The sequence below is a fragment of the Undibacterium sp. 5I1 genome (assembly GCF_034314085.1).
Lineage (GTDB): Bacteria > Pseudomonadota > Gammaproteobacteria > Burkholderiales > Burkholderiaceae_D > Undibacterium.
Genome location: NZ_JAVIWI010000001.1, coordinates 3,658,982 through 3,672,817, shown reverse-complemented (window position 1 = coordinate 3,672,817; position 13,836 = coordinate 3,658,982). Strand labels below are relative to the sequence as shown.

12 protein-coding genes are annotated in these 13,836 nt (G+C 48.9%); 7 read left to right on the top strand and 5 right to left on the bottom strand.

Annotated features, from left to right (window positions below; genetic code table 11):
• The first annotated feature begins 182 nt into the window (after positions 1-182).
• The 3 genes from RGU72_RS16075 (at position 183) to RGU72_RS16065 (ending at position 5,321) form a co-directional block, all read left to right on the top strand.
• Positions 183-1,835, top strand: a complete 1,653-nt coding sequence (locus RGU72_RS16075; protein ID WP_322120693.1) for a methyl-accepting chemotaxis protein — start codon at positions 183-185, stop codon at positions 1,833-1,835.
• Positions 1,836-2,492: 657 nt separating this feature from the next.
• Entirely contained in the window at positions 2,493-3,428 is a 936-nt protein-coding gene (locus RGU72_RS16070; protein WP_322121662.1) for an MBL fold metallo-hydrolase, read from the top strand.
• 489 nt (positions 3,429-3,917) lie between these two features.
• Complete coding sequence (locus RGU72_RS16065) at positions 3,918-5,321, top strand: M28 family metallopeptidase (RefSeq protein ID WP_322120692.1); 1,404 nt, start codon at positions 3,918-3,920, stop codon at positions 5,319-5,321.
• A gap of 109 nt (positions 5,322-5,430) precedes the next feature.
• On the opposite strand, the gene RGU72_RS16060 is transcribed toward RGU72_RS16065, so the two are convergent.
• The 3 genes from RGU72_RS16060 to RGU72_RS16050 all read right to left on the bottom strand — a co-directional run bounded on the left by RGU72_RS16060 (position 5,431) and on the right by RGU72_RS16050 (position 7,720).
• Complete coding sequence (locus tag RGU72_RS16060; protein ID WP_322120691.1) at positions 5,431-5,778, bottom strand: hypothetical protein; 348 nt, start codon at positions 5,776-5,778, stop codon at positions 5,431-5,433.
• 275 nt (positions 5,779-6,053) lie between these two features.
• On the bottom strand, positions 6,054-6,449 hold the full coding sequence (locus tag RGU72_RS16055; protein ID WP_322120690.1) for a hypothetical protein: 396 nt from the start codon (positions 6,447-6,449) through the stop codon (positions 6,054-6,056).
• A 296-nt stretch (positions 6,450-6,745) separates the two neighbouring features.
• Positions 6,746-7,720: a D-2-hydroxyacid dehydrogenase family protein gene (locus tag RGU72_RS16050; RefSeq protein ID WP_322120689.1), complete on the bottom strand. Its 975-nt coding sequence runs from the start codon at positions 7,718-7,720 to the stop codon at positions 6,746-6,748.
• Positions 7,721-8,134: 414 nt separating this feature from the next.
• Between RGU72_RS16050 and RGU72_RS16045 the strand changes: the two genes are divergently transcribed.
• The 3 genes from RGU72_RS16045 (at position 8,135) to RGU72_RS16035 (ending at position 11,754) form a co-directional block, all read left to right on the top strand.
• Positions 8,135-9,991 carry a phosphoenolpyruvate carboxykinase (GTP) gene (locus RGU72_RS16045; protein WP_322121661.1) on the top strand — a complete coding sequence of 619 codons (1,857 nt, stop codon included), beginning with the start codon at positions 8,135-8,137 and terminating at the stop codon, positions 9,989-9,991.
• Between the two features lie 177 nt (positions 9,992-10,168).
• Entirely contained in the window at positions 10,169-10,570 is a 402-nt protein-coding gene (locus tag RGU72_RS16040) for an MCP four helix bundle domain-containing protein (protein WP_322120688.1), read from the top strand.
• Positions 10,567-11,754 carry a methyl-accepting chemotaxis protein gene (locus RGU72_RS16035; RefSeq protein WP_322120687.1) on the top strand — a complete coding sequence of 396 codons (1,188 nt, stop codon included), beginning with the start codon at positions 10,567-10,569 and terminating at the stop codon, positions 11,752-11,754. Before RGU72_RS16040 ends, RGU72_RS16035 begins: the two co-directional genes overlap by 4 nt.
• Before the next feature lie 197 nt (positions 11,755-11,951).
• Here the strand turns inward: RGU72_RS16035 and RGU72_RS16030 are convergent, their stop codons facing one another.
• Positions 11,952-12,239, bottom strand: a complete 288-nt coding sequence (locus RGU72_RS16030) for a DUF2798 domain-containing protein (protein WP_322120686.1) — start codon at positions 12,237-12,239, stop codon at positions 11,952-11,954.
• Positions 12,240-12,254: 15 nt separating this feature from the next.
• Positions 12,255-12,572, bottom strand: a complete 318-nt coding sequence (locus RGU72_RS16025; RefSeq protein ID WP_322120685.1) for a hypothetical protein — start codon at positions 12,570-12,572, stop codon at positions 12,255-12,257.
• Between the two features lie 229 nt (positions 12,573-12,801).
• Between RGU72_RS16025 and RGU72_RS16020 the strand changes: the two genes are divergently transcribed.
• Positions 12,802-13,779 carry a LysR family transcriptional regulator gene (locus tag RGU72_RS16020; RefSeq protein WP_322120684.1) on the top strand — a complete coding sequence of 326 codons (978 nt, stop codon included), beginning with the start codon at positions 12,802-12,804 and terminating at the stop codon, positions 13,777-13,779.
• Positions 13,780-13,836 lie beyond the last annotated feature (57 nt).

Genomic DNA, 13,836 nt, shown 5'->3' with positions numbered 1-13,836 from the left:
TCAAAATTTTCTTCATGTAAAACTCTGTTACGGTAGTTCTGTGCTATTGCTATCTGTCATTATGGGCAATCTCTTTTTAGGCTGTCTGCTAACAGGTTTGCTCATAGATTACTGTCTCGAATTTGCTTCAAAAGCATCGCACCGTCTGCGATGACGTCACATTCTTATCATGGGGAATCACGATGAATCTACGCAACCTGCGCATAGGAACCCGTCTCAGTATCGGCTTTGGTGTGATCTTAGCGATGCTGATTTTGTTGTTGATTACCGACAGTATTTTTAGTGCCAGCAATCGACATCAGATGATCGCCGGAGTCGAATATTCCAATAATAAAACCGCTTTAGCCGCTGCCATGAAAAGTGGTTTGTTAGAAGGCGGCCTGGCGCTGCGCAACATTGGTCTACAAACCGACATCGCCGAAATCGATAAACAAAAAGCCATCGTCAAAGTCCAGCGTGCCCGCTTTATTGAGGCGCGCGACAAATTGGTGGCGGTTGGTTTAAGCGATAGCGAAAAAAAGATCATCGACAGTATTAATCAGCTTGATCAAAAAACGGATGAGCCTTACAAAGAGGCTTACAAGATGATTCTCAACTTCAACAGCGAAGAAGCGGTCAAAGTCATCGCCAGCAAAATCGATCCCTTGCAACAGCAAGCGCTGGTAGAAATCAATAAACTGGTTGATCTGCAAAATAAGGCCGCGCAAGAACTCTCTGGCGAAACCGAGAGCAAAGGCAAGCGTCTGTCCACCTTGCTGTTTGGTATTGGCGGCGTGATGTTGTTGATTGGCGCCGCGTTTTCTATCGTCCTCAGACGCAGCATCACAATACCGTTACAAGACGCATTGGTAATCGCTAAACGAGTTGCGGCTGGTGAACTCTCGTACCATCAAGAGACCTCTGGCTCGGACGAAATCAGTGAATTACTCAATGCCTTAAAAGAGATGAACGATAGCTTGCACCGCATCGTCAGCGAAGTCCGTACTGGCACCGACGCGATCGCCATTGCCTCGGCAGAAATCTCCAGCGGTAACGCTGATTTGTCTTCACGTACCGAAACTCAGGCAGGCGCGTTGGAAGAAACCGCCAGCTCGATGGAAGAAATCACTGCCACCGTCAGACACAATGCCGACAATGCGCGACAAGCAAATACGCTGGTCGTATCTGCTTCTAATTTTGCGGTCAAGGGCGGTAAAGAAGTTGGTCAGGTGGTCGACACCATGACCTCGATTAAAGAAAGCTCACGCAAGATTGTGGACATCATCGGCGTCATCGACGGCATCGCTTTCCAGACCAATATTTTAGCGTTGAATGCCGCAGTCGAAGCCGCCCGCGCCGGTGAACAAGGACGTGGTTTTGCAGTGGTCGCATCCGAAGTACGTAACCTGGCGCAGCGCAGCGCCGGTGCGGCAAAAGAGATCAAAACGCTGATCGGTGATTCGGTAGAAAAAGTCAATGCCGGTGGCAAGCTGGTTGATGCCGCAGGCAAGACCATGGATGACATCGTTAAATCGGTCAAACAAGTCGCCGACATCATGGCGGAAATCACTGCCGCCGGGCAGGAACAAAGTTCTGGGATTGAAGAAGTCAACCGCGCCATCACACAGATGGACGAGATGACACAGCAAAACGCCGCCTTGGTAGAACAAGCCGCCGCCGCCGCCGAAAGCATGGAAGATCAAGCCGCAACGCTGGCAAAAACTGTCTCCGCCTTCAAGCTGGAACAAGGGATTATGCCGCAACGAAAAACACCAGTCTCGGCATCGCCAGCGGTTTCACTTGAGGACGCACCCTCTGCAATGGGCAAGTTTATGAAGGTCTTGAAACTGAATTAGGACTGACTCAAAACTGCAGCATCGACGCTGCAGTTTCTTATTGTGCCCGAATGTCTACGCCAACAATAAATACTGAATTTAAGCTTGAATTTAACGCTAAGCTCGGCGTTGAACTTAAAAATCTGCTATTGGATGATTATATATACTCACCTCATGTATATTTAATCGCCCACGTATTTTATGGTTCACAAGGCGATTTTTACAGAAAAATAGGGGAGTATATTTAAATATTGCCTGTATTCAGCTTAGACTTTGATCCAAGTGGGATTGATATTCAGAAGTGGGGACATTATTGCGGCGAGGTTTTAGCCGGAATCCAGCGACGTTTGTTGCCCCATACCCCCTGCTTAAAAGCGACGCCGTTCTCACGATAACAACTACGGTGTGTTGACATATATTTGAGAATGCGAATCAGTCCAAACGCTATGTAGCCGTTTAGGCTACTCCCGAAGGGTTCAAACCAAAAGGCCCGATGGATTGCGCGGTGGCGTTCATTCTAGCTCTTGCTAAGGCGTCAGAAAAATCAAGCTCCCGCGTATTGTCGTCAAAAGCAGAATTCTAAAAACTTCGGCATAATGCATCCACGCTATTTTGCGCATCTTCGGAGATAAAAACGTGACAACCGCCCGTATTTTGCGCGCCAGTACTTTGGCGCTGATGACTGCTACAGCCGCATTCACTTTAGTAGGTACAAGCACTGCCAACGCAGCTGCCCCTATGGTTAAAACTTCTGCCCCCGGTTACTACCGCGTCATGCTCGGTGATTTTGAAGTGACTGCCTTATCAGATGGCACAGTTGCCTTGCCAGTGGATAAATTATTGACCAACACCACTGCTGACAAAACTAACAAAGCGCTGGCAAAAGTACATCAGCATAGCCCGCTGGATACCTCGGTCAACGGCTACCTGATCAACACGGGCAGCAAATTAATTTTGATCGACACCGGCGCGGCGGGTTTGTTTGGCCCAACCCTGGGCAAGCTGGCAAATAACCTGAAAGCATCCGGTTATCTGCCTGAGCAAGTCGATGAAATCTACATCACACACATGCATCCCGATCACGTCGGCGGCTTAATGAACGGCGATAAACTCGCCTTCCCTAATGCGGTTGTCCGTGCAGACAAACATGATGCTGACTTCTGGTTAAGTCAGGCCAATCTGGACAAAGCGCCAGCCGATTCCAAAGGCTTCTTTCAAGGTGCAATGGCATCCTTAAACCCTTATGTCAAAGCCGACAAATTCAAATCGTTTGACGGCAATACCGATCTGGCGCCTGGCATCAAAGCCATCGCCAGCTATGGCCATACCGCAGGTCACACCACTTATCTGGTAGAAAGCAAAGGACAAAAGCTGATGTTATGGGGCGATCTGATGCACGTAGCAGCAGTCCAGTTTGACAGCCCGGCAGTCACAATCGGTTTTGATTCTGACAGCAAATCCGCCGCTGCAGAACGCAAAAAAGCCTATGCCGATGCAGCAAAAGAAGGCTACATGGTCGCTGCGGCACACTTATCTTTCCCGGGTATGGGCTATGTCCGTACTGAAGGCAAGGCCTACGCATGGGTACCATTGAACTACGCACCAGCCAACTAAGCCTGATACCTAATTAGTCTCTGGCTAGTCCATAGTATTGACACCAAAAGGAATCCGACGGGTTCCTTTTTTTTGGTCTGGATTTTCTCGATATAAGATGACTCAATGACCGGTTTAGCCTGATGTGTCATGCAACAACAGTCGCTAGATTCCTGCGGAAACCACGCCGGAATAACGACCGCGTTCTTTTTGAAAATCGGTAAAACGAGCATCCATAATCAACCGGAATAAAGTTGAAAATATCACATACTCCCCAATATATTTTATAAAAATACCCAATTACCTAGACTTTAATTGGACATTCCATATATACATAGTGGTGTATATATTCAAAGTGTAGAAAATATCTAGCGAATACAGCAAACAATTCGCCATAAAAATCAATAAGCCCCACCTGCGTAAACAGTTTTTTATCAGGCTGTTATGATTGCTGACCTCGGCTTCACCCGCTAATTCACTAACCACCTCACTCGCTTTTTGGAGATCACTATGTTGAAACTCAATAAGATATCCGCCAGCCTCATTGGCACATTGGTTTTGCTGCCTTTTTCGCTCCCTTCCCTATCGGTGCAGGCAGAAGAATTGGCTAAAGACGCGCCACAAAAAGCCATCGTCAAGCAAGCGATGGTCGAACATATTGTGCAAGAAATTTCGGCTCAACGGATCGACGCTTACATCAATAAACTAGTCAGTTTTGGTACACGGCACACCATGTCGGACACGAAGTCCGATACTCGTGGCATCGGTGCAGCAAGGCGCTGGATCAAGTCTGAATTGGAACGCTGCGGTGCGAATGGCAAACTCAATGTGAGCTTTGATAGCTATACCGAAGCCGCTGGCCGTAGGCTGACGCAAGCGACCGACATCGTCAACGTAGTGGCCGAGCTAAAAAGTGTAGTCCCCAGCGATCGCTACTACGTCGTCAGCGGACATTACGACACCCGCGCGACCGATGTGATGGATGCCACCTCCGTGGCACCCGGCGCCAATGACGACGCCTCCGGCACGGCGGCCGTAATGGAAATGGCGTGCGTCATGGCGCAATCCAAATACAAGTTCAACGCCAATCTGATTTTTATGGCGGTAGCAGGTGAAGAGCAAGGCCTGTTCGGCGCGGCACATTTTGCAAAATCCGCCCGGGCAAAAAATATGAATATTGCAGGCATGTTCACCAACGACATCATCGGCAGCTCGCGCGCGGATGACGGCCATATTGACAATAACCAGGTGCGTTTATTTGCAGAAGGTATTCCAGCCCTCGCTGAATTGCCAGAACCGTTACGCACCTTGATTTCTACCGGCGGCGAGAATGATTCTATCTCGCGCCAGCTGGCACGACAGGTCAAGCAGATCGGTGAAACCTATGTACCCGATTTTAAAATCACCATCGTCAACCGCCGCGACCGCTACCTGCGCGGCGGCGATCATATTCCGTTTTTAGAACAAGGCTACGCCGCCTTGCGCTTCACCGAACCAAATGAAGATTTCAATCATCAGCATCAAGATGTACGCACGGAAAACGGCATCAAGATCGGCGACCTGCCCGAGTTTGTCGACGTCAATTACACCGCACAAGTAGCACGAGTAAACGCCGCAGCCTTAGCCACACTGGCACTTGCACCGGCATCACCTGCGCAAGTCAAAATACAAACCGCACAACTCGAAAACAGCACCAGCCTGGTATGGCAAGCCAATTCCGAAACCGACCTGGCAGGCTACCGCATTCTCTGGCGCGAGACCACCGCAGCCAACTGGCAACACAGCCTGGACGTCGGCAACGTCACCAGTTACACGATGAAAAATGTGTCGAAGGACAATGTGTTTTTTGGAGTGCAAGCCGTAGATAAAAAAGGAAATGCAAGCGTTGCCAGCTATCCCTTGCCTTTGCGCTGATTTCTTTAAAATGGATTGTCGAAAAAAGGCATCGCCTTCATCTTATGAACAGTCTTAAGGACGCAACGTAGACGATTTCACATCGGGAACAAACCAATGGATTTGTGGTTCACTTCCGAAGAATTCTCATCATGGCAACAACGGTGACGACCATCGCAAATGGCAGTACCCAGCCAAATAAACCCAATACTGCGCTTGTGTCTCGTAACGAGAAGCCGACAACACCAAACAGCATCCCTCCGACTCCCAACAACAAGAGTAACCAGTTCCCAACGGACGCACTGGCCTCGCCGAACATATCCTGATCCGGATCTTTGGTGGTGATTAAGGTCAGAAAAAACGGCGCGGCTGAGAGAAAAATCAGCCAATTCGGAAGGCTATGATGTGCTCTCTCGTTAAAGTGGATAAGCAATATAGTCGGTATCGCCAGAAGAAACAGAATGATCGCTTTTTTCATTGCTGGGTTTGGTGTGTTTTGCTTGCATCTAAAGCTGAATTAAAAATAGCACACGCTCTCAGAAAATTTATAGGAAACGTTTATTCATATATCGTTTTTGAGTAAGCAGGTACGATCGCGCTACGCTCCAAGAGTTCTTCGCACGATTTTCATTTGCAAGTCTCCGCGGGTCTAACGTTTGACATGAGCGGCTCGCTAAAGCAGGCCGCACGGAACGGAAAATAGACGAGAGAGTGTAGCGCGGCCTGCTTTAGCGAGTCCGCTCGATGGAAGGGTTAGGCGCCAAGTGCCTGTGACACGCGCAAATGATATGGAGCCTCTTCGAGCTTGACCGCCTGCGGCATAGGGTAGGAGTTCGCACAGTAGTCAACTTCAATGGCAGCCAGACGCCCCTGACCATCCGCAAACACTGCTAACTCGACAGAACCGTTCTTGTCTTCGGATTGAAACGATATCTCAAAGACGCACCCGTACCGCCCATCTGCGGTTGCTAATAGTGGGACGTTTGGTTCGTGCGTTGGATCGAATTCATAGCTGTTGCAGCCGCAATCGCATAGGCTCCGTATCGAGCCGGCGTGAAACTGCGCAAGCAACTGCGGACCTACCGGAAATTCGGGCCGTGACGCAATGAACTGAGTCCAGTAGTCAGCGGCTGCAGGGGTGTTCTTCATGGGGCCTAACGTGATTTAATTTTCATTTTGCAATAATAACCGACAGAAGAAAAATAACAAGCTTGCTCTACATCTCTTGAAACGCCGATGAACGTTAGCTATTTTTAGTTAAACTGATCAAATACACAGTATAAGCAAATGGACAAAAACATCAGTCGTGTAAACCTCGTTTACTTGACCAAGTGCGTGAAACACACCCAACGCCTGCTTGGTAACAACGCAATGCCAGATCACGTTTTGTATGTTGACGGATGAGGTCGTTGTAACTGGACGATTTTGCTGATGTCCCGTATGACTCAAGGATTTAAAACATTCTTTGGCGTGCCGTTAGCAAAGTCGACGATATTCTGAAATGCAGCGCGGAAGTAAATCTCGTAGCTGTCTTGTTCTACATAGCCCAGATGCGGTGTGGCGAGGACGTTTTCCATTTGTAATAGCGGATGCTTGGCGGGTACTGGTTCTGTCTCGAACACATCAATCGCGGCAAACCCTGGACGACCTAATGGCAAAGCCGCCTCTAGCGCGCCGCTGGCGACCAGTTCAGCGCGGCTGGTGTTGACGAACAGGGCGTCCGGTTTCATCAATGCCAGGTCGGCGGGGGTGACGATGCCGCGGGTTGCGTCGTTTAAGCGCAGGTGCAGGCTGAGCACATCGCTTTCCGCAAAAAAAGCTTCTTTAGACATGGCAGTCTGATAACCATCTTGTTGTGCCTGAAGTCGGCTTGGCTCGCGCCCCCAGACCATGACTTGCATGCCAAACGCTTTGCCAAAACCGGCAATCATTTTGCCAATTTTGCCGTAGCCCCAAATCCCCAACGTGCGGTTTTTTAATACCCGTCCTAGGCGGTTGCGGGTCGGGTCGATGGAGGCGGTTTGCCATAGGCTGTGCTGCAAATTATTGGCGTAGTGCGGGATCTGGCGCGAGGCTGCCATGATCAGGGCCCAGGTCAATTCTGCAGGCGCGGTGGGGTCGCCTATGCCCTCGACAATCTTGATCCCTCGCTCTGTGGCTGCGGCAATGTCGATATGTCCTGCGACTTTGCCGGTTTGTGAAATCAGCTTGAGATTCGGTAATTTTGCCAGCAACGCTTTGGATAAAACGGTACGTTCGCGTATCAATACCAGCGCATCAAACGGTGCGAGCCGGATCGCTAACTGACCGACACCCACCGCGCTGCTATTGAAGATTTTGACCTCGTGGCCTTGCAGTAAATCAAAGCAGGATAAGTGGCGAACGGCGTCTTGATAATCATCGAGGATGGCGATTTTCATACTGATTTTTTTCCTGAAATTACGACGTTAATTAGAGAATTGCTTTCTCAATTAAACATCATAAAAATTATTTAAATAATAAGGTTTCTGAAGCAAATTAGCGATTGGCGGGTGGCGAGTGTACAATACCAGCCCACGTAGCTTTTTGATTCTTGCGCCTGCCGCATCGTGCAGTGTGTGAGTCTGAATGCAATATTACATTGTTGCTTTCGTAAGAGTTTGTTTGGTGAGCATTTAAAAACAAAAGCACACCAGACTGATTTTTTATCCGACAGAACCGCCGTCATCGTGCCTGTCCGCGTTGTGCTTGAGCTGGCTTATGTTAAGTCAAAGTTCGCACCGCTGGCATCCCCTAACGACGATCCTGCCGTGCCGCTACACAGATTTCTATTAAATGGCATTGGAGGTAGTATCGTGAATCAACCTATCATGGGCGGCGTGGCAGCAATCAACGCACCCGCATACGTAAAGCAACAAAAATTAATCAACTGGGTCGCCGACATGGCGGCACTGACAAAACCGGACAGCATCTACTGGTGCGACGGTAGTACCGAAGAATACGACCGTCTCTGCGCCCAGATGGTCGCTGGCGGTACCATGAAAAAACTCAATGAAGCCAAGCGCCCTAACAGCTATCTGGCTTGCTCTGATCCTACCGACGTGGCCCGGGTAGAAGACCGCACTTACATTTGCAGCGCCAACGAGGTCGATGCAGGTCCGACGAACAATTGGATGGCGCCAGATCAAATGCGCGCAACTTTAAATCCTTTGTTTGATGGCTGTATGCGTGGCCGCACCATGTATGTGGTGCCATTCTCGATGGGCCCGCTGGGTTCTCCTATCGCGCATATCGGTGTGGAATTATCGGATTCGCCTTACGTTGCAGTCAACATGCGCATCATGACGCGTATGGGCAAAGCAGTGTATGAAGTGCTGGGTACGGATGGCGATTTTGTCCCGTGTATGCATACTGTCGGCGCACCTTTGGCCAAAGGTCAGCAAGATGTTGCATGGCCATGCAACGCGACAAAATACATCGTGCATTATCCAGAGACGCGTGAAATCTGGTCATACGGTTCTGGCTACGGTGGCAATGCACTGCTGGGCAAAAAATGCTTCGCTTTGCGTATCGCGTCCACCATGGGTCGTGATCAGGGCTGGCTGGCAGAACATATGCTGATCCTTGGTGTGGAATCGCCAGAGGGCAAAAAGCATTACGTCGCAGCGGCTTTCCCGTCTGCTTGCGGTAAAACTAATTTCTCCATGTTGATTCCGCCAGCCAGTTTCGACGGCTGGAAAGTCACAACGATCGGTGATGACATTGCTTGGATTAAGCCGGGTAAAGATGGTCGTTTATACGCGATCAATCCTGAGGCGGGTTATTTTGGCGTGGCACCTGGTACCAACGATAAAACCAACTTTAATTGCATGGCCTCAGTACGCGGCGATACGATTTTCACTAACGTCGGTTTAACGGATGATGGTGATGTTTGGTGGGAAGGCATGACCAAAGAGGCGCCAGCCCATTTGATCGACTGGCAAGGTAAAGACTGGACACCTGCCATTGCTAAAGAAACAGGTCGTAAAGCAGCACATCCAAATTCTCGTTTCACGGTTGCGGCAACACAAAATCCGGTGCTGGATGCAGCATGGGACGATCCTGCTGGCGTACCGATTTCTGCCTTCATTGTTGGTGGTCGTCGTTCTACTACCGTGCCGCTGGTAACCGAAGCCCGCGACTGGGTAGAGGGCGTATACATGGCAGCGACGATGGGATCAGAAACCACGGCAGCAGCTGTCGGTCAGCAAGGGATTGTGCGTCGTGATCCGTTTGCGATGTTGCCTTTTATGGGTTATCACATGAGTGATTACTTCCAACACTGGTTAGAAATCGGCAAAAAAATCGCTGCTTCCGGCGCGCAACAACCAAAAATTTATTGCGTCAACTGGTTCCGTACCGATGCCGATGGTAAATTTGTATGGCCTGGTTTTGGCGACAATATGCGTGTTCTGTCGTGGATGCTGGGTCGTATCGACGGTACTGCTAAAGGCGTAGAAAACATCTTCGGCGTGACACCAGAATTTAGCGATCTGACTTGGGATGGCCTAGATTTTACGCAAGAACAATTCAACACCATTACCTCGATCGACAAAGACGCCTGGATCGCAGAACTGGCTTTGCACGCAGAATTGTTTGATAAGTTGAAATACCACTTGCCAGCAGAACTGCAAGCAACCAAAGCTGCGCTGGAAAAACGCTTGGCAGCATAGTTCAGAGATAAGTTAGCATTAAACCTCAAAAAAGCCGCTACTCACGTTGCGGCTTTTTTTTGCTTGCTCAATTGAGTTCGACAAGGTTTTAGTTCGGGCGTATATTAAGCACTCTGCCTCAATTCCCTCTCTCGAAGTTGCTGCAATTTTTCAGTTAACCCCTTTCAGGAGTTGCACATGAAATTGTTTTATAACTTGCGTATCGCCTCCAAACTGTATGTTGGTTTCGTTCTCCTTCTCGTTCTCACTAGTTTTCTTGGGATCTTTGCTGTTATTCAACTGGCGAGAGTCAATAGTGCGACCTATGAGCTGGGGACCAATTGGATGCCTAGCGTCAACGCGGCTATGGGGATCAAAGAGCGCATGTCACGTTTGCGCACACAAGAAATGCAAATCGTCCTCTCCAGCGGCGATGCTAAAAATATCGATTTTTACTCAAAGCGCTGGAATACCTATTTCGACGAGTTGAAAAGCTATGAAGACAAATACGTCAAGTTAATGACAACTGAGGATGAGAAGAAAAAATACGCAGAGTACTTGACTCTTTGGGAAAAATATAAAGTCGAAACAAAAAAATGATCGAACAGGCACGTCAGGGACAGCTTGAAGAATCACGGACAACACTGCGAGGTGAATCTTCCAAACTGAATGGTGCCATATTAAAAATTGCAGACGGCCTGGTGGATGCTAATGTGGATGGTGGCATTAGAGCCTATAAAGAAGGCGAAGAGATTTATTTGTCGTCACGAACATGGATCATCGCTGTTTTGGTCATCAGTATTGCTTTGGGCTTGATCTTGGCCTACGTGATTGCAAAGATAGTCGCAACATCGTTACAAGCCGCAGTAAGAATTGCAAAAACCGTTGCTGCAGGTGATCTCACCAGCGAGATTGAGTCCAACACGACCGATGAGACAGGAGAATTGTTGGCGGCATTACGTGACATGAACGCGAAGTTATTTGCTGTCGTAAGTGAAGTACGCAACGGTACCGATTTGATTGCCACAGCATCATCCGAAATTGCTAACGGCAATATGGATTTGTCGGCACGAACAGAGAGCCAGGCTGGTTCCTTAGAAGAGACTGCGTCGTCGATGGAAGAACTAACATCTACCGTTAAACATAATAGTGATAACGCCCGTCAGGCCAATCAACTGGCACATTCTGCATCGAGTGTTGCGCAAAAAGGTGGGCAAGTGGTTTCTGAGGTTGTCGCAACGATGGGCTCAATCAACGAGTCTTCTAAAAAGATTGTCGATATCATTAGCGTGATCGACAGCATCGCGTTCCAGACAAATATTTTGGCATTGAATGCCGCGGTGGAAGCCGCAAGAGCCGGAGAACAAGGTCGAGGTTTCGCGGTGGTAGCCTCCGAGGTACGTAATCTGGCGCAACGATCGGCCAGCGCAGCAAAAGAAATTAAAGAGTTAATTAACGATTCTGTGACTAAAGTGGGGGTAGGTTCCAAACTAGTGGATGAGGCAGGAAAAACCATGACGGAGGTAGTCAACAGCGTAAAGCGGGTCAGCGATATGATAGGTGAAATCACCGAGGCAAGTTCTGAGCAAAGCGCGGGAATAGACCAGATCAATACCGCAATCGTACAAATGGATCAAATTACGCAGCAAAACGCAGCATTGGTCGAAGAAGCAGCGGCAGCGGCAACTGCGCTACAGGAACAGGCCGACAATTTGAGTCATGTAGTCAGTTTATTCAGACTAGACGGTGGACCATCTGGCGGTATGCGCCTGCGCTTGAACTAGTGTTGAAGAATCGGGAGCGGGACACCGCTATCAAAAATATTCAGGACGCAATCAAGCAAAGATATATGGCGCAATGTTCATAGACTACACACGCAAAAATAAAAAAAGCCGCGAGCAAATGCTTACGGCTTTTTAGTTTTTTTTGCTTTGTGCTTACTTACTTAAATATTTACTCAAGTATTTATTCAAGTACAGACTTAATTAGTTAGCTTCCGGGCCAGCTGATTAACGACCGGCTTAATCATGTAAGCAACCGGGAAGGCGATAGACCAGGTAATCAACCACGCCTCCATCCATGCACCAAAAAAATTATTGTCTACACCAAGCCATACTAAACGCATTACGGCGGTCACAACTAAAGTGATAATCCCGCTGCTGATCATGGTCGGCAACATCGATGCCAGGCTCTTAGAACCAACAACAGCACGCTGTTGGCTTTTGCTATTTTTGCCGTGTTGCAGCAATCTATTGCTAGAATACTTCAAAATTAACGCTATTTATTAGTTACGACCAGCCATTGCGCGCAGTTCTGCAGCCAGATTTGGCGAACTGGAATCAAACTCACTGGCGATTCGGTGGATCGTCATAACGTTGCGCAAATTGCGTTTTGCGGTTTTTTCTTCACGTGTCAGTTTTGGCTTCAAAACCAGCAATGCTGCGCGCAACATGCCGACTAGCATAGGTTTAAAGACGATTGCCATCGTTGCCAAAATGCCTAAGCCCAACAATGGGCGAGCTGCACCAACAACGGTTGAAATTGCCATTTGTGCTACTGGGACGGCGCTGGTAACTGGGAAAGCGATATCAAGGAAAGCCATTTTATTCTCCACATTTCTGTCTATATTTGCGATGATAGAACTATATTGCAGTGCAATATATAAATCTAATTATCATTTCTCATATCTACTATGGTATTTGTGAATAATTGTAGAAATGATAGGATATTTAGGCTGGTGCTTTCTGAGGCGTTTTTGCTCAATTTTGCGTAGTGTTCTCTTAAACTGAACTGGCCTTTATCTGCAACATCTACACTCATAGGCGGCTTTGATGAACTTTCTAACTCTCGACCTCAATCTGCTGCGGGTATTTGATGCTGTCATGGTGGAGCAAAACCTGACTCGCGCAGCGGACAAGCTGGCGATGACGCAACCGGCGGTCTCTAATGCCTTAAAGCGTTTGCGTTATTCGCTGGGCGATGAGTTATTGATCCGCACCGCATACGGCGTAAAGCCAACCCCGCGCGCCGAGACCTTGTGGCCAGCAATCCGTCAGGCACTGTCGAATCTGGAGGCGGCTATTGCCCCCACACATTTTGACGTGTCCAAGGCGCAAGTGACCTTTCGCATGGCGATGGCGGATGCGACGGCGGCGCTCTGGATGCCAAATCTGGTGCGCTTCATTGAGCGCGACGCCCCTGGGATCAACGCCCGCATGGTGCCGCTGACCACGCGTGAGCCACGACCTTTGCTAATCCGCGGTGATATTGATATTGCGGTTGGCTTTTTCCCTGGCGTGGTGGCACAGATGATTGCGGGGCAAGGCGCCGCCAGCAGTCCGATACGGCATGAGCGCCTGTATTCTGGCCACTATGTTTGCGTGATGCGCAAAGGACATCCGATGGCGTCGGAAGAATTGACGCTAGAAAAATACTGTAAATGTAATCATTTGCTGGTCAGTTTTTCGGGCAGAGCGCATGGTCTGGTCGATGAAAGTCTGGCTCAGATGGGTTTGGAACGCCGCATTTTGCTGACCGTAAATCAGTTCTTTACCGGCGGCAAAGTGGTCGCCAATTCTGATCTGCTGACGGTGTTACCACGCCATCTGATTGAATCTACTGGCATGATCGATGCCTTGATATGGAAAGAATTGCCGCTTGAGATGCCAGAAGTCCACGTCGATATGCTTTGGCACGAAAGAGATGCCCGCAATCCGGCGCACAAATGGCTACGTGATAGCCTGATCACGATGACCAACGACGCCTTGTTGCCTGAGTTAAGTCATGAGAAGAATTTTGATGGTTATTGATGAGGGACCTGTGTTCAGGGTTTCTGCTGATGATTTCTGCTACGTGACCTGCTGCTT